Source organism: Neptuniibacter sp. QD48_55 (assembly GCF_047778115.1).
Lineage (GTDB): Bacteria > Pseudomonadota > Gammaproteobacteria > Pseudomonadales > Balneatricaceae > Neptuniibacter.
On sequence record NZ_CP180555.1, the window covers coordinates 1,481,624 to 1,505,184 of the forward strand.

The following is a 23,561-nucleotide window of genomic DNA, read 5'->3' on the forward strand; positions in this document are numbered from 1 at the left end:
GATATTATTTGCTTTCTTCGAGAATTTCGGCAACTTCATCATCGTTAAGTGCCACGCTGCGCACCGCCTCATTCATATCCAAATTTCCACTAGCGAATAGGGACTCACCCATTTGGATCAGGTTTTTGGCAACACCATAAGCATAGTTGGCGTCATTCATCATTGATGTTGCCATGACTGCAGTGATTTTTTTGTCGCGAATCAGCCTTTCCATCTCACCGTTTACAGTCACGTCATTTGCTTTCATATCAAGCTTTAGATTATCTAGAGAAAGAATGTTTGAAGAGTCTTCGTCATCATTGCGAATATTATCCAGTTCACGCATCAGGTTACCCAGTTGAATACGGAACTTGTTGTATTCTGCTCGGATATGACAGTTTGGGGAGAGAATGTACTGTGAAAGGTTTTTGTTCATGTGCTTGGTATCTTTAATTGCCTCCACAATGTCTCGCCCTGCTGCGCGCAGCCTGAACAGCTCATCACTTTGTTCCGGGGTCATATTCGATTGCGCGCTACTGATGAACTTTACGATGTCACTGTAGAGCCCTTTGATACTCTTTTCATATTCGTCGTCAAAATCGATTGGAATCACGTTATTGTCTTGTCTGACGACATCTTCAAGATCTTTATCCGACAAAATATCATCTCGATGTAAACTCAAGCCGTGGGCGAGGATGGCGAATGCGTTGTCATACAATCTCAATGTCTCTTTACGCACTGCCTCTATCGCTGTGTCTGGTAGCTCTTCAACTGCCTCATTGAGATAGATAGGTTTTTCTCTGGGCTGCATTGTTTCAGGCATAGCTTTAATCAAAGAGTTGGCCAGTTTCTCGATGAAAGGCATCATCGCAACCACACCGATTGCATTGAAAATGGTGTGAAATACGGCCAGCTTCAAGGTGTAATCATCTGCGTCAATACCAACCCAAGCACTGAACCCATCTACAAGATTGGCAATCTGGTAGATAAACACAATGGCGATGAACGCAGTGACAATATTAAATATCAAGTGGGCTACAGCAAGACGTTTACCCTGCACATTGGCACTCAACGAGCCAATGATGGCCGTGATAGTGGTACCTATATTGGCACCAATTGCTAAGGCCAAAGCGTTTTCATAGGTGATTTGCTGTGCCGCCAGCGCGGTAATTATGATTACCAAGGTTGCATGACTGGACTGCATAATCACAGTCGCGGCGACACCAATAAGGGTGAAAAGCATAATCCCGGCATAGCCCGAAACAGCAAAAGCTGTCAGATCAATGGTATCGCGAAAGGCCTCAAAACCCTCTTTCATATGGTGGATGCCAAGGAATAGGAAACCGAGCCCCGCAAGAATATAGCCGATGCCATTCATCGTTCTCGATTTCTGGAAAATCAGAATAACTCCGAATACCAGCATTGGCATAGCGTAGGCGGAAATCTTTACCTTCATGCCCAAGCCAGCAATTAACCAAGCGCCGGTGGTAGTGCCAAGGTTGGCACCAAAAATAATTCCTATTCCGGCGGCTAAGCCAATAAGACCGGCACTTAAGAAAGAGATAGTAATAACTGAAACCAATGAGCTGGATTGCATAACAGAGGTGCTGACCACACCAAATGTCAGTGATTTCCATGGACCATCGGTCGTTTTTCGCAGTATTCGCTCCAATACTCCGCCAGTGAAGGATTTGAAGCCTTCTTCAAGGGCAAGCATCCCGAAAAGGAAAATAGCAACGCCGGCAGCAATTTCCTTGAAGTTCGGACTGATCCAGAAACCCCAAGCCAAAATCGCAAGCATGGTGAATAAAATTATCTTCCTGAACATTTACGAGAGTTGCCCCTTTCGATTTTTAAAAATAACCAGTCTAAAAGGTAGAATTACATTGAGTATTTAACTTATTGAAAAATAGGCTATATCTATATTTCTAGCATCATTCCTCGTAATGTGAAGAAAAGAATGGCTGCCATGATGCCTGCCGCGGGGACGGTGATGACCCAGGCCGCAGCGATTTTTAACAATGCCGAACGTTTAACTAACTCCGTACGGTAGATTTTTTTCAGACTTTTGCGCTCTTTCTTGTTCAGTTCAGCAGACGCTTTGTGCTCTTTTAGCTGTTTAAGCAGCAGGCCTTTTTCTTCGATGCTCGCATTCTCGAATGTATCGATGAACTGCTGAACCTTCTCTTCGTCTTCTTCTGGATGGTGTGCGTGTATCTCTGCGATTTTCTTCGCATAGTTGGCTTTCAAATACTCACGCAAGAAGCCAACACCGAAAACACCACCAACGGCAATATGGGTTGAAGATACTGGTAGTCCTAGCTGGGAAGCTATGATTACGGTAATCGCTGCTGCCATTGCGATTGAGAAAGCGCGCATCTGGTTGAGTTCTGTGATTTCAGAACCTACCGTTTTGATCAGTTTCGGACCGTATAAGGCTAAGCCAAGCGCGATACCAAGGGCACCAATCATCATTACCCATATTGGAATACTGGCCTTGGCAGATACTTCACCACTCATAATGGCATCATTTATGGCTGCAAGCGGGCCAACCGCATTAGCAACGTCATTCGCACCATGAGCAAAGCTCAACAGTGCCGCGGCAAAAATCAAAGGAATGGTAAATAAAGAGTTAACGGCATCCTTAGTGTTCTCAAGTTTATCGGCAGCAGATTTGATCATGGGTTTTACAATTACATAGACGACAGCCGCTGCTGCTGCACCAATAATTGCCGCAGTGGCAAAGTCTAGCTTCCAGATTTTCTTCAGACCTTTCAGGGCAAGGTAAGTAGAGAATGCCCAAGCCATGACAGTCACTAAAATAGGCACCCATTTTTTCGCTGCGGCAATCATGTCGCTTTGATACGTAATGTTCTTTTTGATGAACATAAGGAAGGAGGCTGCAATCACCCCACCCATAACCGGAGAGATAACCCAGCTGGCGGCAATCATGCCCATTTTGTCCCAGTTGGCGACGGCAACGCCCCCAGCAGCCATACCGGCACCTAATACGCCACCCACAATGGAGTGGGTAGTCGAAACAGGTGCACCTAATGACGTGGCGATATTAAGCCATATAGCCGCAGAGAGAAGGGCGGCCATCATTAGCCAGATAAACGTATCCGCATCCTGAATTATTTCAGGATTAATGATCCCTTTTTTGATCGTACTAACGACATCACCACCGGCCAGTAAAGCCCCCGCAGCTTCGAAAACTGCAGCAATGATAATGGCACCGGTCAATGATAATGCCTTGGAACCAACGGCTGGACCAACGTTATTTGCCACATCATTAGCACCGATATTCATCGCCATATAACCACCGATCATGGCCGCTGCAACAAGCATTATTCCGTTTGGAACGTTACCCACTGTCGAGTAACTGTACATAATGACCCCTACAATGAAGAGGATTGCGTAGCCCAGCCTGACGATTTCAGGTCTGCCGAAGAGTGTAGCCTGCTCTAGTTTGTCGAGTTGGTTGATATCCACTTCTGTTTTACTCCTCAGGTTCATGAATAAATGGACGAATTATCAGGAATTATCATGTAGCCCCGAAGTGTTCCGTTCGTCACGAAATAGAAATATATGATTAACAAATTTAACTTTCTGCATGGTTTAAAACCATTGAGCAGATCAATAAAACAAGCATTAAATAAATCCGAGAAGGTGAGCTTTTGGTAAATGGGAGTCAGATTTTTAAAGGGGGGATCGGAGCAATGGTTTTTCCTAGCCGCAGCCGACCTGTTAAATATATTTTGCTATGTGCTTTGAATATCCTCAAATGCTAGACTGAGAGCAGAAATTTATCGGAGGCTCTATGTCAGCTGCATTCGAAAGAGTTATTGATGAAATAGACTCCTTGTCCCCAAAGGAGAAGGCGCTTGTGGCTCATCGTCTGATTGAATCACTGGATTCAGCACAAGATGACGATGCTGAGCAAGATTGGAAAGAATTAGCTGAAAAGCGGCATGATGCTTTGTTATCTGGCGAAGCTAAAGCTATATCTTGGGAAGAGATAAAACAGCAGGTAAAGTAAAGGGCTATGATGCCAGATATCAAATTTCACCCGGATGTGAGCCAAGAAGTCAGAACTGCATACCAATGGTATGAAGAGCAAGCCCAAGGGTTAGGCGATGACTTTCTTATCGAGCTTGAATATTCATTTAAGCTTATCCGAAAACAACCAAATACGTGGCCTGCTTTTAGTGCAAGAACACGTCGTTTCCTCCTAAATAAATTTCCTTTTTCTGTCATCTATACCCCATCTACAGAAGTCATTTTGGTGTTGGCTGTTATGCATAATCGCAAAAGCCCTTTAATTTGATACGAAGGTTACTGAGAAGAATAGGGGGGCTGTATCTACTATTCGAAGCTACAACAACGGATTGCGGTTAAAGGCGGAAATTAGTTCTAGATTAGAAGTTAAATAGGGTTCAGTCCCTGTTTATCCTGACCCCATTAATATCCTTGTCTATCTAAATGCAAAACATTCATGTCGGATGTTTGCCTCCTAGAATAAATCCTTACTAAATTGAAGGACACAGCTTGCAAGGATGTAGCGCAGGCTTCTTACAAACAATTAAAGGAGTGTAGTCATGAAGCCATCAAGTCACGCTCTACTTTTGAGTACATTTTTCTTATTTTCGGTAAACACTTCCATCGCTGCTGAAGGGCCTAAGTTCGCAGAGATGTTAGACCCACCAGAAGGTGTTTTCTGTAATATCGATCATGATACTGATGTCAATCTTGTCTGGTCTAAAATGACAGAAGCAAAAATATATGCTGCTGAGATTAACTGTATCAGCGAACCTGGCAATCAACAGCTTGAGGTGGAGGCCGTGTCTGAGCTTCAGTGCGATGAAGAAAGCGATGGGAATTGCAGTGTCGAAATAACCCAGCAGGAGCTACAAGATGCTTTAGCACAAGGAGTAGCTGATGAGTCAGTTGAATTGCCTGAAGGAGAAGAGGTCATTTGGACCTGTACTGCTAGGGTAAAAGGCCTAAACCCTCCAGGAAAGAGCCAGAATCACCCCCAAACCGATGCGCCATGTTTACTTATTCCAGAGAATGAATGTCCTGCTTGGACCGCAGAAGAGCTTGCGGATATAGGTACACACGGTTTTCCAGAAAAAGTAGATTACGAGGATGCATTTGCCCTTAGTTATAGGGATTATGAGCTTGATAGAAGTACTGGTGAATTTGTAATAGCAAGGATCTATAAGATCGGGGGATATTTGTATGGAGCATATGCACATCGTGTATCAGAAGCCCATGACGTTGAAAATAATACAACTGGTTTTAGATTGATAGAGCTAACAGTAGAAGAGTTTCATTCTTGTCGTGATGAATTAATCAATCATGTGACTAATCCAGATGCTAATTGAATTTTAAGTGTTGTATTTAATAATAGGCGGGCTTAGTAGCCTTAACCATAATGATTTGTAGCCACTAAGTTGTGTTCCGAAAATGTTATGGAGGTCAAATAAAAAAAACCGAACCCAAAAGGTTCGGTTTTTTGCTTCAAGCCTCTAACAACTTACAGCCACGAAGTGGCGTTCTAAAAGCGAAGCGATCTCTAGCCGTAGGTGCCCTCTAGGCGAAGCCGTCCTAAGCCGAAGGCGTTAACCCTCCTCAGGCTCATACCCCAAGTTAGGTGCCAACCAACGCTCAGCTTCAGACATCTCCATACCTTTACGCTTCGCATAGCTTTCTACTTGGTCTTCGCTGATTTTCGCAACACCGAAGTATTGTGATTCAGGGTGGCTGAAGTAGAAGCCGCTTACCGCTGCGGTTGGCAGCATTGCGTATGAGTCAGTGATGGTCATGCCAGTGTTCTTCTCAACATCTAGCAGTTCCCAAAGTAGGCCTTTCTCTGTGTGCTCTGGGCACGCAGGGTAACCTGGAGCAGGGCGGATGCCTTTGTACTTCTCGGCGATCAGATCTTCGTTAGATAGCTGCTCGTCAGATGCATAGCCCCAGATCTCTTTACGCACTTTATCGTGCATCATCTCAGCTAGGGCTTCGGCAAAACGGTCTGCCAAGGCTTTAACCATGATGGAGTTGTAATCATCGTGGTCCGCTTCGTATTTCTCTACCAATTCATCACAGCCGTGACCTGCGGTTACCGCAAAGGCACCAAGGTAATCTTGCTTACCAGTTTCTTTTGGCGCTACGAAGTCGGTTAGACACATATTGGCTTTGCCAGCGACTTTTTCAGTTTGCTGACGTAGGTGATGTAGCTGCATCAGAACTTCGCTGCGGCTCTCATCTGCGTACAGCTCAATATCGTCGTGGTTAACGCTGTTCGCTGGGAAGATACCAACAACCGCTTTAGCGGTTAGTAATTTCTGATCAACCAAGTCTTTTAGCATCGCTTGAGCATCTGCAAATAGGCGAGTCGCTTCTTCACCGATGATCTCGTCATTTAGGATGCGAGGGTATCGACCCGCTAGCTCCCACGAGTGGAAGAATGGCGTCCAGTCGAAGTACTCTTGAATATCGCTTAGGGCTATATCATCAAATACGTGAATGCCCGGTTTTAGCGGTGCTGGTGGGGTGTAGTTATCCCACTCGATCTGGTATTTGTTTTCACGCGCAGCTTCAAGTGTGACGCGACGCTTGTCGTTCATACGGGCAGCGTGACGATCTCGTACTGCTTGGTACTCTTCTTGAATCTCTTTTACGTAACCTTCTTTCTTCTCACCTAGAAGGCTCGAAGCAACGTTTACTGCACGGGATGCGTTAGTTACGTGGACTACTTGATCGCGATGGAATACCGGATCGATCTTAACCGCTGTGTGGGCTTTAGATGTCGTTGCACCGCCAATTAGTAATGGAATATTAAATTCCTGACGTTCCATCTCTTTGGCAACGTGAACCATCTCGTCTAGAGATGGTGTGATCAAACCAGACAGACCGATTAGATCAGCGTTCTCTTCACGTGCAGTACGCAGGATTGTTTCTGCAGGTACCATTACGCCGAGGTCGATGATCTCGTAGTTGTTACACTGCAGTACTACGCCCACGATGTTTTTACCTATATCGTGTACGTCTCCTTTAACGGTTGCTAGTACAATCTTACCGTTAGAGCTGCTCGCGCCGTCTTTCTCTTCTTCGATAAACGGCATTAGGTAAGCAACGGCTTTTTTCATTACACGTGCAGATTTTACTACCTGTGGTAGGAACATCTTACCGGCACCAAATAGGTCGCCAACCACGCTCATGCCGTCCATCAATGGACCTTCAATAACATGAAGTGGACGGTCGTGGTTTTGACGTGCTTCTTCGGTGTCGTCTTCGATAAATTCGGTGATACCTTTAACCAATGCGTGCTCAAGACGTTTGTTAACGTCCCACTCGCGCCACTCTTGCGTTTTAGTATCTTCTTGTTGAGAACCATCGCCGCGGTATTTCTCAGCAATATCCAGTAGACGCTCAGTACCGTCTTCGCGAGTATTCTGGATAACGTCTTCTACCGCTAAACGTAATTCTTCTGGTAGATCATCGTAGATCGCCAACTGACCGGCGTTAACGATACCCATATCCATGCCTTGCTGAATAGCATGGTAAAGGAACACGCAGTGGATCGCTTCACGTACCGGGTTGTTACCACGGAAGGAGAAGGATACGTTGGATACACCACCGGAGATCTTCGCGTATGGCAGGTTCTGTTTGATCCAGCCTGTTGCTTGAATAAAGTCTACGGCGTAGTTGTTGTGCTCTTCGATACCGGTTGCTACCGCAAAGATGTTTGGATCGAAGATGATGTCTTCTGGTGGGTAGCCCACTTTATCAACAAGTACACGGTAGGAGCGCTCGCAGATCTCGATCTTACGCTCGTAAGTATCGGCCTGACCTGTTTCGTCGAAGGCCATAACCACTACAGCTGCACCGTATCGGCGAAGCTTTTTCGCTTGCTCGATAAAGTTCTCTTCGCCTTCTTTAAGGCTGATCGAGTTAACAACCCCTTTACCTTGGATGCACTGAAGACCGGCTTCGATAACGTCCCACTTAGAGGAGTCAATCATAATCGGTACGCAAGCGATGTCTGGCTCAGACGCGATTAGGTTAAGGAACTTAACCATCGCTGCGTGAGCATCCAACATGCCTTCGTCCATGTTGATATCGATAATCTGGGCGCCGTTCTCAACCTGTTGGCGAGCAACATCCAGCGCTGTCTCGTAGTCCTGCTCTTTGATCAAACGTTTGAACATCGCAGAACCGGTTACGTTGGTACGCTCACCAACGTTAACAAATAGAGTGTCTTCGCCAATGTTCATTGGCTCAAGACCCGATAGACGACACTCTACTGGTAGTTCAGGAAGCTGACGCGGTTCAGCTTTTTCGGCTGCTTCACGAATCGCTTTGATGTGTGCTGGGGTTGTACCACAGCAACCACCGATAATATTCAGGAAGCCAGACAGCGCCCATTCACCGATCTCTTCCGCCATCTGTTCTGGCGTTTCATCGTAACCACCAAAGGCGTTTGGTAGACCTGCGTTAGGGTGAGCAGAAACGTGAGTCTCAGAAATACGAGACAGTTCTTCTACATACTGACGAAGCTCATTAGGACCTAGCGCACAGTTAAGACCAACAGAGATTGGCTTAGCGTGGCGAACGGAGTTCCAGAATGCTTCGGTTGTTTGACCGGATAGGGTACGACCAGATGCATCGGTGATCGTACCGGAGATCATTACAGGCAAACGGATGTCGTTTTCTTCGAAGTAAGTTTCTACTGCGTAGATAGCCGCTTTCGCATTTAGGGTATCGAAAATAGTTTCGATCAGGATGATGTCAGAACCACCCTCAATCAAACCGTCGATAGATTCTGTGTAAGCTTCAACTAGCTGATTAAAGGAAACGTTACGGTACGCTGGATCGTTTACATCGGGAGAGATAGAACAAGTACGGTTTGTTGGGCCAAGCACACCTGCTACATAGCGTGGGCGATCCGGTGTTTCGGCTGTAATTTCGTCACAAGCTTCGCGAGCAATACGTGCGGCTTCTACGTTGATCTCACGGCTGAGTGATTCCATCTCGTAATCAGCCATAGCGATCTGAGTCGCGTTGAAGGTATTGGTCTCGATGATATCAGCACCGGCCAATAGGTATTCTTTGTGAATTGCTTTGATGATATCCGGCTTAGTCAGTACCAAAAGGTCGTTATTACCTTTGACCTCGATGTGCCAGTCTGCGAAACGCTCGCCGCGGTAATCCGCTTCTTCAAGCTTGTAATCCTGAATCATGGTGCCCATACCACCATCCAGAATCATAATGCGTTTTTTAAGGCTCTCTGAAAGCGTTTCAATCAAAGTTTTATCGGTCACAGTTAAATACCTAAATCAGCGACTACTAGAATAAGGGCGCTATTGTAAATCAATTAGTTAAGAAAGGGAGTGAGGAAAGTTAATCTATTGATGAACTTCGCTCAATTTGAGCTGAGCAAAGCTAATAAATAGCACTAATTTAGCTATGTCTTTAGTATTGGGTCCTATATGAGGGGCGGGTATTAAATCTGTTTGTGCTAAAGAATGCTCAATAACCCCTTAATATTTTCCCAGATGGTGGTAGAATAGCCGCCCTTTGTGCAGTGCGAATATATCTCGAAGGGCATAAATGTCAGTCCTTTAGACGTTTTTCGTATTATGTGCAGCGCAAAATACTGGTTAAAATGCCGTTTTTTGTGGACGAGCTTTCCTGTCATACCGTTAAAAAGGGTAGAAACAGGTACAGCGTTGATGTGTTACTCATATTTATTCGGCCAAAAGCTGAGATGAGTAGCGAAAGGGGGCAACCGGGGTAAACCCTGGTAAAGATGAGCAAACGCAGGATTTAGTCTATGCTGCAGACATTCTTAAAGTGCAAGCTACACCGTGTAACAGTAACTCACGCTGAGCTTCACTACGAAGGTTCATGTGCGATCGATGGTGTGTTGCTTGATAAGTCAGGCATTCGTGAATATGAACTAATTCATATTTACAATATCAACAATGGCGAACGCTTTACTACTTATGCAATCCGTGCAGAAGAGAACAGCGGTATTATCTCTGTTAACGGTGCGGCAGCGCATAAAGCAAGTAAAGGTGATCTACTGATCATCGCTTCTTACGTTCAACTGGACGACAAAGAGGTTGAAGAACACCAGCCAACACTTTGCTACTTTGAAAATGCGAAGTCAGATGGCGGCGTAGGCGCAACTGATGAAGAGCTTCATCAGCGAAACGTGCTAACAGGTATGAAACGCGCAATTCCTGTTCAGCCGAAAGATATCTGATCAAGATTTTTAAAAAGCCACTCACCGTTGAGTGGCTTTTTTGTTTAGAGAAAACCCGCCGAGTGCGGGTTTTCTTTTGTCTATATGTTTGTAGTGAATCCCACTGAGGTATGAATTTTTAGGCCTAATATCGCCTTGCATGGTAGGGCTATTGCGGGTAAATTGGCGCCCAGAATATTGCTTAGGCAAACATAATAAGCACACCAAAATACAATATTAGGAGTTACACGTGGAACTCGCATGTCTTGACCTTGAAGGGGTATTGATCCCAGAAATCTGGATCGCTTTTGCTGAAGAAACTGGTATTGAAGAATTAAAAGCGACGACTCGTGATATTCCTTGTTACGACGAGCTAATGCAGCAGCGTCTTCGCATTCTTGATGAACACGGTCTAAAACTGCCGCAGATTCAAGAAACTATCAGCAAACTTGAGCCTCTAGAAGGTGCAGTTGAGTTTGTTAACTGGTTGCGTGAGCGTTTTCAGGTTGTTATCCTATCTGATACGTTCTACGAATTCTCTCAGCCGCTAATGCGTCAGCTGGGCTTTCCAACACTTCTTTGTCACAAGCTAGAAGTAGACGAAGATGGCCGTATCACTGACTACACTTTGCGTCAGAAAGATCCTAAGCGTCAGTCTGTTCGTGCATTCCAGTTGTTGAACTACCGTGTAATCTCTGCGGGCGATTCTTACAACGATACAACTATGCTTAAGCAAGCAGAAGCGGGTATCTTGTTCCACGCGCCTGATAATGTAATTGCGGAGTTCCCTCAGTTCCCAGCAGTGCACACGTACGAAGATCTGAAGAAAGAATTTATCAAGGCAAGTAACCGCGATCTAAGCCTGTAAGCTCTTTCCTACTTAATCTACTGCTCAAAAAAGTCTATATTGGGCAGTAGATTAGGCATTCTCCCCAAGCCTTTCTTATTAGTTTTTGTTAATATATTTCCCGTCGTCGTTTAAGCGCCGGATTTGTTCTTCCTCTTATTTAAGGTGTTTACCCTATGCCTCTGGCAAAGATTATCAGTGCTAATTCTCTTCTATCCGACCAATTGGTTGGTATTTTGGCTGAGGACTATCAACTGGAAATATCTTCTTGCTTGAGGGAGGTGTGTGTAGATAGTGATCTAGTGTTACTTGATCATGACCTTGTTGGCCAGTATGACGAATCTGAATTAGTTACGGCTATCCAGCAGTATGAGCATCTGCATGTTCCGGTCATTTTAGTTTGGAACAATGCAGAGGAAGATTACCGTGAGTTCGCTATCGAAGTAGGATGTTCTGATTATCTAAGACCGCCGTTTTTTCCATCGGTTGTAAATGCCAAGTGCAAAACTTATATCAGCTTGGCTAAACTCAAGCAGAACTTTACATCGCGTGCAGCAACAGATGTGCCTACGAGTGCAGTACCTGCTGGTGATCTAGTTGATGTCACAGAACTATTGGCCGTTCAAGATGCGGCTATCTTATGTTTGGCGACGATTGCTAGAATCCGTGACCATTCTACCGGGAACCATATTCTTAGAACTCAGCACTATGTAAAAGCATTAGCTGAGCACCTTTATAAGAATCCTGCTTATCATGACGAGCTGGATGCTGAGACGATTGAGCTGTACTACAAGACTTCAGCTCTGCACGATATCGGTAAAGTGGGAATTCCAGATCATATCCTTCAAAAACCGGGTGAATTAACAGCTGAAGAGTATCGTGTGATGAAAACTCATACGGTTTTAGGTTATCAGGCAGTAACTTCGGCTCAACAGTTGCTGGATAGTTCATCCAGCGGCAAAGCGGTTAAGTTTTTGGAGCTGGCTCAGCAAGTGACTTTAAGTCATCACGAGCGCTGGGATGGAGAAGGCTATCCGCAAGGCTTGAAAGGTGAAAACATCCCATTGATTGCACGTTTGATGGCGGTGGCTGATGTTTATGATGCGATGATCTCACGCAGGCCTTATAAAAATGCTGTTGATCATGAACGCGTGACTAATGTCATTGTTTCCGGTCGCGGTAGCCATTTTGATCCAGCAGTTGTGGATGCGTTTTTGGATCTACAGGATATGTTTGAAAGGATCTCTTTCAAGCTGGAAGATGTGTTCCCATCCAGTGCTGATTTGATGCTTCATTCCATGAGCGATCTTATTGCTGAAAATGATCTTGCTACGGCTGAGGAACTAGCGGGTAGTTAAATGCTTCGCGTGTAGTCCTGAGTTGTGAAGGAAGCCATTTTTGGTAGGACTCATAGATGGTTGTTTTTAACTCTTCATCTTTTTCGATCATCTGATTGAGCGTGCTTATCAGCGCTTTATTCCAGTCTCCTTTGGCACATCCTACGTGCCCCATGCTTGTTACTGGTTGGCCTTCAAGCGGAACAAAATATAGATCTTCACTAATATCGTGCTCTAACTTGCTAAACTGTGCTTCTTCAGGCCTACCGATCATTGCGTCTAACCGATGGTTCTGCACCATCTGAATAAGTCTTTCCTGATCTTTTTGGCCTGTTTTAACTTTAAAGATGCTATTTGGCTTAGTTTTATTCTTTTGAATGATTTCGTCGATGTATGCAGAGTAGGCTCTTGCATCATGAATGCTAATAGAAAGGGGCTTTTTGGTTAAACTGTTAAGGTTAACAGGGTTAATTTTGTCTGCACTGACGCCAAATTTATGCAGACTTCCTTTTGTGGTCACTAAGCCATTTGCGTACAAGCGCATTAATGGCTGACTAAAATCCATAAATTTTTGTCTTTCTTTCGAATTAACTAAAGATACATGGCAGATCATCTGTCCCTCTTTAGCTAACTGCATTGCGCGCTTTAGGCTCATATCGCTACTGATATGACGATAATGTTTTAACTTTCGCTTAAATAGCTTGATTGCTTCATCGCCGATACCTTGATTGCTGTATTTGCCTTTTAGGATGAATACGGGAGCAAAATCGGTTCTGGCCCATACGATGATCGGTTTTTCGTTGGTCGATATTTTTGATGGGTGCTTATCGGCTACAGCAGCATGAGGGCTAGCCAAATAAAACATTAGTAGTGAGATTGATAATAGCCTGCTGCGCTGCATAGTAATTCCTTTTGGAACACGACAGTTCAAGTATAGGCAATCTATTGGGATATGTAGGTTAAATTTAGCTAGGTCTGACTCAGTGCGAATCGATTGTTCATTCGGTTTAAACGAAGTGCCATCTTTAGGATCAATTGGTCCTTGAGTTTCTCTCTAGTTTCTATCGGAAGCTCATCCAGCAATTCTTGGTCGATAACAAGCGCCGTGCTGTCTGTATTAGCGATAACACTAGCTGTTCGAGGTTCATTGGTTAAGAAAGATATCTCACCAATTATCTCGCCAGGTGAAAGTTGGGTTATTAGTTGCTGAGAAGTACCTTTTAGTACATTGACACCGCCGCTCAAAAGGATAAAAAAGCGTTTATCTAGTGAGTCTTCATCGGTTAGATAATCACCGGTTTTGTAAGCAACGAAATACCAATGAAACTGAGCAAGCAGCTGTTTGTCCTTGCGGTTCATATCGTCGAACAAAGCCACTTTATCCAGAATGGCTAGGGCACTTTCTTTGCTGAGCGTCTTATTTTTAGCCATAGATATACTCCTTCTAGTTAGGAATAGTCGCTTCCAAGCATTGCAGCAAGTTATTCACTTTGTCGAAGGTTTCTTGATACTCCATGGATGAAACAGAGTCTGCGACAATTCCACCGCCAGCCCAGCAGAAAATCTGATCGTTCTCGCATAGCAGAGTACGAATGGTGATGCTGGTATCCATACGACCACATAGGCTGATGTAACCAATGGAGCCGCAGTAGATAGAACGACGATGCGGTTCTAGCTCTTCGATAATCTCCATTGCTCTAATCTTTGGTGCGCCGGTGATGGAGCCGCCAGGAAAGCAATGTTTTAGCAGCGAAATCGGTGAGTAATCGGAGCTCAAGTTGCCTGTGACTGTGCTGACTTTGTGATGCACATTGGCGTAGCTCTCAATGTTGAAGAGTTTAGGTACTTTTACAGAGTTATGCTGACAGACCTTACTAAGATCGTTGCGCATCAGATCGACGATCATCAGGTTCTCGGCGCGATCTTTTAGCGAATCGCTAAGCTCTTGCTTCAGGCGTTGATCTTCTGCCGTATCAGATGAGCGTGGTCGCGTACCCTTAATCGGCTTAGTCGTTACTACCCCATCTTTAGTTTCTAGGAACTGCTCAGGGGATAGAGACAGAATTTGCTGCTCACCCAAATCGATATAAGCAGAATAGGGTGTTGGCGCATGGGTTCTTAGCTTTTTATAGGCTTCCCAGCTGTCGCCTTGATAGCTGCTATTAAAGCGTTGAGCAAAGTTAACCTGATAACAGTCGCCAGCATGGATGTAGTTATCTATCTGCTCAAGCTTCCGTTGATATTCCGCTTCAGTGATATTGGCGCTAAAGGCTTTATCAAGCTGGAAATCAGTGTTTGGCGAGGTTGTTGCTCGAGTCAGTTGCAGTTCGATCTGGTCGAGTTGCTCTTTAGAGACGCGATGATCGGCAACGAGGAAAGCTTGTTCTTTATGGTGATCAACCACTAAGCCCCATAGATACATGCCCACTTGCATGTCGGGTAGGGAGGCAAAATCTACTGCCTTCACCGGCATAGCCTCAACGGATCGACCCAGATCATAAGCGAAGTGGCCGATGATACCGCCTTGGAAAGGCAGATCTGCTTGTTCTGCTTGCGGGTTTTGATAGCGGTTGTACAGATCTTGTAGTGCATCAAATGCAGGTTGATCTGCATTCATGCTCAAGGTTTCAACCGGTGCAGCCGCGATGATGTCGAACCGTCCCCATGGACAGTTAGGGCGACCACTATCAAGAAATACAGCATTACCTAGAGGGCGAAGGCGCTCAAAGTAAATTTCACTGTTAGTTAAATACGGAACAGAACGTTGGGTGATCAATGAACTGGCTTAATTCTTAGTTATTGAATGAAGTGTGTGAATTGTATGTAACCCCATTGGAACTGTCTATGTGAAAGGCTTTGTCGCAACGAAATAAGTGAAAACAACTGAAAACCTCTATAAATCTTTGTTTGTTTTTCGTTCATACCAAAGATTGTCGACAAAATGCTGGTTTGGTTACTCTGTTCAGCTAGAATGAGATTAAATCTATTAAAGCATTAAGAGTATTGTTGCTACATGAAGCATCCTTTTAGTGTTGATAAGCAAAGCCTTACTTTGCCTGATCAGCATATTGTTTATCGAATCTATCGTAATCCAGAAATAGAGCCTTCCAGAAGGCTGGTCTTACTGCATGGTGCAGGTGTTGCTGGGGTTGATACTTGGGAGCATATCACTGCATTTTTAACTCAATGGTCTGAGGTGTTGGTGCCTGACCAGAGAGGTATGGGTGATACCTATTTCCCAGACCGTAAAGAGCACCTCTTTACAGCGCAGGAACTGGTTGCAGACCTAAATGCCTTGGTTGATCACCTAGGCTGGTGGCAGTTTGATTTAGCAGGATATTCCCTAGGTGGCTTAATCTCGCTGCTGTTTAAACAGCAGCACTCTGATCGTGTTGGTAAGCAGTATCTATTGGAATCGGCGGTACTTGATCGCCCTTGCTGGGAAACCACCATCGAGTTGCGTAACCAATTCTCGGAAGCGGCGCTGAATCTCAGAGGTGCTGTGCAGGTAGAGAAGGGCATTGTTAACTTTTTAGACGCGATTTCGCCTAATCGTAAGGTTTCACCGCAAGTGGAAAAGTTAACTGTCAGCAGATTAGGGGCACGACCGGAAGGTTTTGCTAATGCTTTGGACTGCGTAACACAGGCAGTTAAGCAGATAGATAGAGAAGAATTAGTGGCGGCGCAAGGTGATGTTACCAGCTTTATAGGTGGTAACAGTGTCGATCTTATGCACCAGTACCAGCGAGAGCTGGCGGAGCGTCTGCCCAATTGGCACTACTTTTTGATGGCTGGAACTGATCATTCGTTACCGTTTCAAAAGCCGCGCCAGATCGCGCGAGTGATGAATGATGAGTTACAGCGTTATATAACTAACAAATAATTACGAAGTGATAAGGTAAAACCCTTAAACTTTTGTATTGTGTTGACAATCTTTTCGCTATTTCGAGTTGACGGCTCAATTTAGCAGGAGTATCTTGGTCTCAGTTCAAGATTGTCGACAATCTTCAATCAAGGGTTGTTATGACTGATAAAACAGACAATAAAGCGTTTCAACAAGAAACGCGCACATTGGCCGATCGCGTTTGCGAACAAATTGTAACTGCGATTGTGGTGGGGGATATTCCTCCCGGTCAGAAGATCAGCGAGCCTGAGCTTGCCAAAACATACGGCATTAGCCGTGGGCCATTGCGAGAAGCGATGCGTCGTTTGGAAGCGCTAAGGTTAGTTGAGCGTAAGCCTCATGTCGGTGCGCGGGTTGTTAATCTGTCGGCAAAAGAACTTATTGAAATATATCGTGTCCGTGAAGCACTTGAAGGTATGGCCTGCCGCTTAGCAGCAGAGAATATGCCTCAAGACGAAATCGATAGCCTGCGTGCTCTATTAGATGAGCATGAACAGAGTGTCGAACAGCTAGAGGGCCGATCGTATTTCCAAAAAGAGGGTGATCTGGATTTTCACTACCGCATTGTTCACGGCAGCAAAAATGAGAAGCTGCTCGAATTTTTAGGCGGGGATCTATATCACTTAGTACGAATGTACAGATACCAGTTCAGTGTCTCTAGTTCACGACCAAAACGTGCACTTAAAGAGCACCGCCAGATTGTAGACGCGATTGAATCTCGTGATCCGGAATTGGCTGAAATGCTCATGCGCCGACATATAGGTGCAGCACGCCGAAACGTGGAAGAGAAACTGAACGCAGCGACCGAAACCAGAGGGGAAGAACATGTCCAATAACCTGTCTGCCGGTGCACGTTTTCGTAAAGCACTAGCTGAAACAAACCCACTTCAGATTGTAGGTACGACTAACGCATATCACGCCATGATGGCTGAACGTGTAGGTCATAAAGCAATTTACTTATCTGGTGGTGGTGTCGCTAACCACTCATACGGTTTGCCTGACCTAGGCATGACATCAATGAATGATGTTCTAGCAGATGTAAGCCGTATTACCAGCGCAGTAGAAACTCCGCTGATGGTTGATATTGATACGGGATGGGGTGGTGCTTTTAACATTGCACGCACAGTTAAAGAGATGATCAAAGCAGGTGCGGCTGCAGTTCACATTGAAGATCAGGTAGCACAAAAGCGTTGTGGTCACCGTCCAAACAAAGAGATTGTTACGCTTGAAGAGATGGTTGATCGTGTTAAAGCAGCGGTTGATGCCAAAACTGATGACGACTTCTTTGTTGTAGCACGTACAGATGCTTTCCAGATGGAAGGCCTGAATGCTGCAGTTGAGCGCGCACAAGCATGTTTAGAAGCAGGTGCAGATGGCATCTTCGCAGAAGCAGTGCACACGCTAGATGATTACAAAGCGTTTTCTGATGGCATCAATGGCGCGCATCTATTGGCTAACATCACTGAGTTTGGTGCTACGCCACTATTCAATAAAGATGAATTGGCTGAACACGGTGCAAGCATGGTGCTATACCCACTGTCTGCATTCCGCGCAGCTAATAAGGCAGCCCTTAATGTATACGAGCACCTTCTAAAAGATGGTGATCAAAAAGCGGTTGTCGACACTATGCAAACACGTATGGAACTTTACGATTTCTTGAATTATCACGACTTCGAGCAGAAGTTGGATGCATTGTTCGCAGAAGGTAAGAACAAGTAAGCGCTATTTTTATTTTACGCCTTACTTAATTGATTTTAGCAAGCGGGTCGCAGAACCCGCATAGATAGGAAACAGGAGCATAATCATGGTCGACAAAAAACTGGGTGGTGCTGGTCTACGTGGTCAGTCTGCAGGTGAAACGGCATTATGTACTGTAGGTAAAACAGGTTCAGGTCTGACTTACCGTGGTTACGATATCAAAGAACTATCTGATAAAGCGCAGTTTGAAGAAGTTGCTTATCTTCTACTTTACGGAAAACTGCCAAATCAGGCTGAGCTAGATGCATACAAAGCTAAGTTAAAAGGTATGCGTGCTCTGCCAGAAGCACTAAAAACAGTTCTAGAACAGATTCCTGCTGAAGCGCACCCAATGGACGTGATGCGTACAGGTTGCTCTATGCTGGGTAACCTAGAAGAAGAGAAAGATTTCTCTGAGCAGCACGATCACATCGATCGCATGCTTGCCGTCTTCCCTGGCATGATCAACTACTGGTACAACTTCAGCCACAACGGTGTACGTGTAAACGTTGAAACTGATGCCGATTCTATTGCTGAGCAGTTCCTATGGACGTTGCACAACGAGAAGCCTGAGCCGCTACACGTTGAAGTAATGCACGCGTCTTTGATCCTTTACGCTGAGCACGAATTCAACGCGTCTACATTTACTGCGCGTGTATGTGCATCAACGCTATCTGATATTCATAGCTGTGTAACTGCTGCAATTGGTTCCCTACGTGGTCCTCTGCACGGTGGTGCTAACGAAGCGGCAATGGACATGGTTGAGCAGTGGAAATCCCCTGATGAAGCTGAAGAAGCAATCATGGGCATGTTGGCGCGTAAAGACAAGATCATGGGCTTCGGTCACGCGATCTACCGCGAGTCTGACCCACGTAACGCGATCATCAAAGAGTGGTCTAAGAAGCTATCTGAGCAGGTTGGTGATACTCACCTGTACGCAGTTTCTGAGCGTGTTGAAGCAGTTATGTGGCGTGAGAAGAAGTTGTTCTGTAACGCAGACTTCTTCCACGCATCTGCATACAACTTCATGGGTATCCCTACGAAGCTATTTACACCTATCTTCGTATGTTCCCGTGCGGCAGGTTGGACTGCTCACGTAATGGAGCAGCGCGCTAACAACCGTATCATCCGTCCATCTGCTGACTACACTGGTCCAGAAACGGCTGATTGGGTTGCTATCGAAGATCGTCCATAAGAGACGACAGTAGACAGCGGTTTGAGCTATCAGCCGGATCGCTGTCCTGATTTGAATAATAAAAAGCTGAGAGATTAGCTTTGCTAACCCCTCTCGGCTTGAATGAACCTGACAGGTTGTGCCATGAATACTGAATACCGCAAGCCTCTTCCGGGTACCTCTATAGATTTCTTTGATACCCGCCAAGCGATTGAAGATATCCAACCAGGTGCTTACGCAAAACTGCCATACACGTCTCGTGTGTTGGCTGAGCAACTGGTGCGTCGCTGTGAGCCATCTGCGCTGACCGACTCTCTAAAACAATTGATCGAAACTAAACGTACACTGGATTTCCCATGGTACCCAGCGCGTGTTGTATGTCATGACATCCTTGGTCAGACTGCACTGGTTGACCTTGCTGGTCTGCGTGATGCGATTGCTGACCAAGGTGGTGATCCATCTAAGGTAAATCCAGTTGTACCGACTCAGCTTATCGTTGACCACTCTCTAGCAGTTGAAGCGCCAGGTTTCGATCCAGATGCGTTTGAGAAAAACCGTGCGATTGAAGATCGCCGTAACGATGACCGTTTCCACTTTATCGACTGGTGTAAAACTGCGTTTGATAACGTAGATGTTATCCCAGCAGGTAACGGCATCATGCACCAGATCAACTTGGAGAAGATGTCTCCGGTTATCCAAAACCGCGATGGTGTAGCTTACCCAGATACTTGTGTAGGTACGGACTCCCACACGCCACACGTTGATGCACTAGGTGTAATCGCGATTGGTGTAGGTGGTCTAGAAGCAGAAACCGTTATGCTTGGTCTGCCTTCTATGATGCGCCTACCAGACATTGTAGGTGTGAAGATTGTTGGTGAGCGCCAGCCTGGCATCACTGCGACAGACATCGCACTTGCAATGACTGAGTTCCTACGTAACGAGAAAGTTGTTTCTGCTTACCTAGAATTCTTCGGTCCTGGTGCTGCTACCTTGTCTATCGGTGACCGTGCGACACTGTCCAACATGACACCTGAATACGGTGCGTCTGCGGGTATGTTCTACATCGATGAGCAGACTATCGATTACTTGAAGCTAACAGGCCGTGAACCAGAACAGGTAGCGCTAGTTGAGCAATATGCGAAACACACAGGTCTATGGGCTGATGATCTAGTTGAAGCACAGTACGAGCGTGTACTTGAGTTTGATCTGTCTAGCGTTGTTCGTAACATGGCTGGTCCTTCTAACCCACATCGTCGTCTACCAACGACTGCGCTAAATGAGCGTGGCATTGCTGGTGAAGATATGTTGGCTGCGGCAAAAGCTGAAGAAGCAGAAGGTCTAATGCCAGATGGCGCGGTAATCATTGCTGCTATCACATCTTGTACAAACACATCTAACCCGCGCAACGTTGTTGCTGCAGGTCTAGTTGCTAAAAAGGCAAATGAGCTAGGTCTAGTGCGTAAGCCTTGGGTTAAAACCTCTTTTGCACCAGGTTCTAAAGTTGCGAAACTTTACTTGGAAGAAGCAGGTCTATTACCAGAACTTGAGAAACTAGGTTTCGGTATCGTGGCATATGCATGTACTACATGTAACGGTATGTCCGGTGCGCTAGACCCTGTTATCGAGAAAGAAGTCGTTGAACGCGATCTTTATGCAACAGCTGTTCTATCGGGTAACCGTAACTTCGATGGGCGTATCCACCCACACGCCAAGCAAGCCTTCCTAGCGTCGCCACCGCTGGTAGTTGCTTACGCAATCGCAGGTACAGTTCGTTTCGATATCGAGAATGATGTATTGGCTGTTGTTGATGGCAAAGAGATCACATTAAAAGATCTATGGCCATCTGATGAAGAGATCGATGAAATCGTAGCTAAGGCAGTTAAGCCAGAGCAGTTCAACCAGATCTACATCCCAATGTTCGATCTGGGTGACGTTGAGCGTGCTGAAAGCCCGCTTTACGACTGGCGAGAAATGTCTACTTATATCCGCCGCCCTCCATACTGGGAAGGTGCATTGGCAGGCGAACGTACTATGAAAGGTATGCGTCCGCTGGCGGTTCTAGGTGACAACATTACAACTGACCACCTGTCCCCATCCAATGCGATTCAAGCGAGTTCAGCTGCAGGTGAATACTGCGCGAAGATGGGTCTTCCAGAAGAAGACTTTAACTCTTACGCAACTCATCGTGGTGACCACTTAACAGCACAGCGTGCAACGTTCGCTAACCCGAAACTGTTGAACGAAATGTGTCGTGACGAAAACGGTGAGATCAAGCAGGGTTCCCTTGCGCGTATCGAGCCAGAAGGCACAGAAAGCCGTATGTGGGAAGCAATTGAAACCTACATGGATCGTAAACAGAACCTGATCATTGTTGCAGGTGCTGACTACGGTCAGGGCTCTTCCCGAGATTGGGCTGCTAAAGGCGTTCGCCTTGCAGGTGTGGAAACAATCGTTGCTGAAGGCTTTGAGCGTATCCACCGTACTAACCTAGTTGGTATGGGCGTACTACCTGTTCAGTTCAAAGAGGGTGATACCCGTAATACTTACGGTATTGATGGTACTGAGACATTTGACATCGTTGGTGATATCTCACCACGTTGCGATCTAACTTTGATCATCAACCGTGCTAACGGCGAGAAGGTAGAAGTACCAGTGACTTGTCGTTTGGATACTGCTGCGGAAGTACATGTGTACAACGCAGGTGGTGTTCTGCAGCGTTTCGCTAAAGATTTCCTAGAAGGCGATGCATAAGCACCTTTGATTGTCATTCCAGCGAAGGCTGGAATCTACGCTAGATAATGTAGACCCCTGCCTGCGCAGGGGTGACGGAAGCATTAGCAGGCAGTTCCGATAGGCGTTGTTTGCAAATCCTAGCTCTACAGGCTCACGTAGGGCTGGGGTTTCAAAGTCGAGCAAGCAGCGCCCATCATTTTGCCGAGAATAGAAGCAAAGCTTTTACTAACAATGACTGGCCAGAGTAGAGACTGCATGTGGCCTTGAATGCAAGGTCATGTCAGTCATTGTTACTAAGCGTTTTATTCGAATTGATAGAGCAGCTTTTGATAGCTGTGTGAATCAAGTAGGAAAAGTTTATGTCACACGTACCACAGATAAAAATCCCAGCGACTTACTATCGCGGTGGAACCAGTAAAGGTGTTTTCTTTCGTCGTCAGGATCTGCCAGAAGTAGCGCAAGAGCCAGGCGAAGCTCGTGACAACATACTAATGCGTGTGATTGGTAGCCCAGACCCTTACGGCCAGCAGATTGATGGCATGGGCGGTGCTACATCCAGTACCAGTAAAACCGTTATTTTAGATAAAAGTTCAGAACCAGATCACGATGTGGATTACCTGTTCGGTCAGGTAGCGATCAACAAGCCTTTCGTAGATTGGTCTGGTAACTGCGGTAACTTGACTGCAGCGGTAGGTGCTTTCGCGATCAGTGGCGGTCTAGTTGACCCTGAGCGTATTCCTGAAAACGGTATCTGCACAGTTCGTATCTGGCAAAAGAATATTAAGAAAACCATTATTGCTCACGTGCCAATCACTAATGGCGAAGTGCAGGAAACCGGTGATTTTGAGTTAGACGGTGTAACTTTCCCCGCGGCTGAAGTTGTGATCGAGTTTATGGACCCTGCTGATGGTGAAGGTTCCATGTTCCCAACGGGTAACTTGGTTGATGATATGGAAGTACCGGGCATTGGTACCTTTAAAGCAACGTTCATCAATGCAGGTATCCCGACTATCTTCGTTAATGCTGAAGATATTGGCTACAAAGGTACTGAGTTACAGAAAGATATTAATGGTAATGCTGATGAGTTGGCGCGTTTCGAAACTATGCGTGCACACGGTGCTGTGCAGATGGGTTTGATCAGCGATATCTCTGAAGCAGTTGCACGTCAGCATACGCCAAAGATTGCGTTTGTTGCGCCTGCGACTGACTACGAAGCATCAAGCGGTAAGCAGATCTCTGCAAATGATATTGATGTCTGTGTTCGTGCATTATCTATGGGTAAATTACACCATGCGATGATGGGTACAGCCTCTGTTGCCATTGCTACAGCGGCTGCGGTACCAGGAACCTTGGTTAACCTTGCTGCCGGTGGTGGTGAGCGTGAAGCAGTAACATTTGGTCACCCATCAGGCACGTTACGTGTCGGTGCTGCGGCCGAAGAAGTTAATGGCGATTGGACTGCTAAGAAAGCGGTAATGAGCCGAAGTGCCCGTGTAATAATGGAAGGCAATCTACGCATTCCAGGCGACAGTTTCTAGTTCTAGAGTAACCCTGAAGGGCTCACTGGAGAGCTATTTTCCTATCAGAATAGTATC

General features: G+C 45.7%; 18 protein-coding genes. 12 read left to right on the top strand and 6 right to left on the bottom strand.

The window, feature by feature from the left end; all coding sequences use genetic code 11:
• Positions 1 to 4: 4 nt before the first annotated feature.
• Both ACMXYW_RS06805 and ACMXYW_RS06810 read right to left on the bottom strand, forming a co-directional pair.
• Entirely contained in the window at positions 5 to 1,807 is a 1,803-nt protein-coding gene (locus ACMXYW_RS06805) for a Na/Pi cotransporter family protein (protein ID WP_415898480.1), read from the bottom strand.
• A gap of 92 nt (positions 1,808 to 1,899) precedes the next feature.
• On the bottom strand, positions 1,900 to 3,471 hold the full coding sequence (locus ACMXYW_RS06810) for an inorganic phosphate transporter (protein WP_415898479.1): 1,572 nt from the start codon (positions 3,469 to 3,471) through the stop codon (positions 1,900 to 1,902).
• Between the two features lie 328 nt (positions 3,472 to 3,799).
• On the opposite strand from ACMXYW_RS06810, the gene ACMXYW_RS06815 reads away from it, so the two are divergent.
• The 3 genes from ACMXYW_RS06815 to ACMXYW_RS06825 all read left to right on the top strand — a co-directional run bounded on the left by ACMXYW_RS06815 (position 3,800) and on the right by ACMXYW_RS06825 (position 5,366).
• Complete coding sequence (locus ACMXYW_RS06815) at positions 3,800 to 4,018, top strand: addiction module protein (RefSeq protein ID WP_415905680.1); 219 nt, start codon at positions 3,800 to 3,802, stop codon at positions 4,016 to 4,018.
• 6 nt (positions 4,019 to 4,024) lie between these two features.
• Positions 4,025 to 4,306, top strand: coding sequence for a type II toxin-antitoxin system RelE/ParE family toxin (locus ACMXYW_RS06820; RefSeq protein ID WP_415905681.1), 282 nt, complete (start codon positions 4,025 to 4,027; stop codon positions 4,304 to 4,306).
• A 271-nt stretch (positions 4,307 to 4,577) separates the two neighbouring features.
• On the top strand, positions 4,578 to 5,366 hold the full coding sequence (locus ACMXYW_RS06825; RefSeq protein ID WP_415905682.1) for a hypothetical protein: 789 nt from the start codon (positions 4,578 to 4,580) through the stop codon (positions 5,364 to 5,366).
• Between the two features lie 237 nt (positions 5,367 to 5,603).
• Here the strand turns inward: ACMXYW_RS06825 and metH are convergent, their stop codons facing one another.
• A complete protein-coding gene (metH, locus tag ACMXYW_RS06830; RefSeq protein ID WP_415905879.1) occupies positions 5,604 to 9,254 on the bottom strand; it encodes a methionine synthase in 3,651 nt (1,216 codons plus the stop codon).
• A gap of 566 nt (positions 9,255 to 9,820) precedes the next feature.
• On the opposite strand from metH, the gene panD reads away from it, so the two are divergent.
• From panD to ACMXYW_RS06845, 3 genes are all read left to right on the top strand, one after another.
• Positions 9,821 to 10,255 (top strand): aspartate 1-decarboxylase, encoded by a 435-nt coding sequence (gene panD, locus ACMXYW_RS06835; RefSeq protein ID WP_415898476.1) that lies wholly within the window; start codon positions 9,821 to 9,823, stop codon positions 10,253 to 10,255.
• Positions 10,256 to 10,484: 229 nt separating this feature from the next.
• Positions 10,485 to 11,102, top strand: coding sequence for a bifunctional phosphoserine phosphatase/homoserine phosphotransferase ThrH (gene thrH, locus ACMXYW_RS06840; RefSeq protein ID WP_415887833.1), 618 nt, complete (start codon positions 10,485 to 10,487; stop codon positions 11,100 to 11,102).
• Positions 11,103 to 11,257: 155 nt separating this feature from the next.
• Positions 11,258 to 12,439, top strand: a complete 1,182-nt coding sequence (locus tag ACMXYW_RS06845) for an HD domain-containing phosphohydrolase (protein ID WP_415898475.1) — start codon at positions 11,258 to 11,260, stop codon at positions 12,437 to 12,439.
• Here the strand turns inward: ACMXYW_RS06845 and ACMXYW_RS06850 are convergent.
• The 3 genes from ACMXYW_RS06850 to pabB all read right to left on the bottom strand — a co-directional run bounded on the left by ACMXYW_RS06850 (position 12,411) and on the right by pabB (position 15,194).
• A complete protein-coding gene (locus ACMXYW_RS06850) occupies positions 12,411 to 13,319 on the bottom strand; it encodes a transporter substrate-binding domain-containing protein (protein ID WP_415905683.1) in 909 nt (302 codons plus the stop codon). The genes ACMXYW_RS06845 and ACMXYW_RS06850 overlap by 29 nt on opposite strands.
• 68 nt (positions 13,320 to 13,387) lie before the next feature.
• A complete protein-coding gene (locus ACMXYW_RS06855; protein ID WP_415891765.1) occupies positions 13,388 to 13,849 on the bottom strand; it encodes a cyclic nucleotide-binding domain-containing protein in 462 nt (153 codons plus the stop codon).
• Between the two features lie 13 nt (positions 13,850 to 13,862).
• Complete coding sequence (pabB, locus tag ACMXYW_RS06860; RefSeq protein WP_415905684.1) at positions 13,863 to 15,194, bottom strand: aminodeoxychorismate synthase component I; 1,332 nt, start codon at positions 15,192 to 15,194, stop codon at positions 13,863 to 13,865.
• 237 nt (positions 15,195 to 15,431) lie between these two features.
• Between pabB and ACMXYW_RS06865 the strand changes: the two genes are divergently transcribed.
• From ACMXYW_RS06865 to prpF, 6 genes are all read left to right on the top strand, one after another.
• A complete protein-coding gene (locus ACMXYW_RS06865; RefSeq protein WP_415905685.1) occupies positions 15,432 to 16,301 on the top strand; it encodes an alpha/beta fold hydrolase in 870 nt (289 codons plus the stop codon).
• A 140-nt stretch (positions 16,302 to 16,441) separates the two neighbouring features.
• Positions 16,442 to 17,158 carry a GntR family transcriptional regulator gene (locus ACMXYW_RS06870; protein WP_415881527.1) on the top strand — a complete coding sequence of 239 codons (717 nt, stop codon included), beginning with the start codon at positions 16,442 to 16,444 and terminating at the stop codon, positions 17,156 to 17,158.
• Entirely contained in the window at positions 17,148 to 18,041 is an 894-nt protein-coding gene (gene prpB, locus ACMXYW_RS06875) for a methylisocitrate lyase (RefSeq protein ID WP_415887839.1), read from the top strand. The genes ACMXYW_RS06870 and prpB overlap by 11 nt, the downstream gene beginning before the upstream one ends.
• An 85-nt stretch (positions 18,042 to 18,126) precedes the next feature.
• Complete coding sequence (gene prpC, locus ACMXYW_RS06880) at positions 18,127 to 19,254, top strand: 2-methylcitrate synthase (RefSeq protein ID WP_415905686.1); 1,128 nt, start codon at positions 18,127 to 18,129, stop codon at positions 19,252 to 19,254.
• A 123-nt stretch (positions 19,255 to 19,377) separates the two neighbouring features.
• A complete protein-coding gene (gene acnD / locus ACMXYW_RS06885) occupies positions 19,378 to 21,984 on the top strand; it encodes a Fe/S-dependent 2-methylisocitrate dehydratase AcnD (RefSeq protein WP_415905687.1) in 2,607 nt (868 codons plus the stop codon).
• 341 nt (positions 21,985 to 22,325) lie between these two features.
• Positions 22,326 to 23,504: a 2-methylaconitate cis-trans isomerase PrpF gene (prpF, locus tag ACMXYW_RS06890; protein ID WP_415881523.1), complete on the top strand. Its 1,179-nt coding sequence runs from the start codon at positions 22,326 to 22,328 to the stop codon at positions 23,502 to 23,504.
• Positions 23,505 to 23,561 lie beyond the last annotated feature (57 nt).

Excerpts from the sequence above, each read along its gene's own strand:
- ACMXYW_RS06805 (WP_415898480.1), bottom strand. The coding sequence starts at position 1,807 with ATGTTCAGGAAGATAATTTTATTCACCATGCTTGCGATTTTGGCTTGG.
- ACMXYW_RS06815 (WP_415905680.1), top strand. The coding sequence starts at position 3,800 with ATGTCAGCTGCATTCGAAAGAGTTATTGATGAAATAGACTCCTTGTCC.
- ACMXYW_RS06820 (WP_415905681.1), top strand. The coding sequence starts at position 4,025 with ATGATGCCAGATATCAAATTTCACCCGGATGTGAGCCAAGAAGTCAGA.
- ACMXYW_RS06825 (WP_415905682.1), top strand. The coding sequence starts at position 4,578 with ATGAAGCCATCAAGTCACGCTCTACTTTTGAGTACATTTTTCTTATTT.
- metH (WP_415905879.1), bottom strand. The coding sequence starts at position 9,254 with ATGATTCTGGATGGTGGTATGGGCACCATGATTCAGGATTACAAGCTT.
- panD (WP_415898476.1), top strand. The coding sequence starts at position 9,821 with ATGCTGCAGACATTCTTAAAGTGCAAGCTACACCGTGTAACAGTAACT.
- ACMXYW_RS06845 (WP_415898475.1), top strand. The coding sequence starts at position 11,258 with ATGCCTCTGGCAAAGATTATCAGTGCTAATTCTCTTCTATCCGACCAA.
- ACMXYW_RS06850 (WP_415905683.1), bottom strand. The coding sequence starts at position 13,319 with ATGCAGCGCAGCAGGCTATTATCAATCTCACTACTAATGTTTTATTTG.
- ACMXYW_RS06855 (WP_415891765.1), bottom strand. The coding sequence starts at position 13,849 with ATGGCTAAAAATAAGACGCTCAGCAAAGAAAGTGCCCTAGCCATTCTG.
- ACMXYW_RS06865 (WP_415905685.1), top strand. The coding sequence starts at position 15,432 with ATGAAGCATCCTTTTAGTGTTGATAAGCAAAGCCTTACTTTGCCTGAT.
- ACMXYW_RS06870 (WP_415881527.1), top strand. The coding sequence starts at position 16,442 with ATGACTGATAAAACAGACAATAAAGCGTTTCAACAAGAAACGCGCACA.
- prpB (WP_415887839.1), top strand. The coding sequence starts at position 17,148 with ATGTCCAATAACCTGTCTGCCGGTGCACGTTTTCGTAAAGCACTAGCT.
- prpC (WP_415905686.1), top strand. The coding sequence starts at position 18,127 with ATGGTCGACAAAAAACTGGGTGGTGCTGGTCTACGTGGTCAGTCTGCA.
- acnD (WP_415905687.1), top strand. The coding sequence starts at position 19,378 with ATGAATACTGAATACCGCAAGCCTCTTCCGGGTACCTCTATAGATTTC.
- prpF (WP_415881523.1), top strand. The coding sequence starts at position 22,326 with ATGTCACACGTACCACAGATAAAAATCCCAGCGACTTACTATCGCGGT.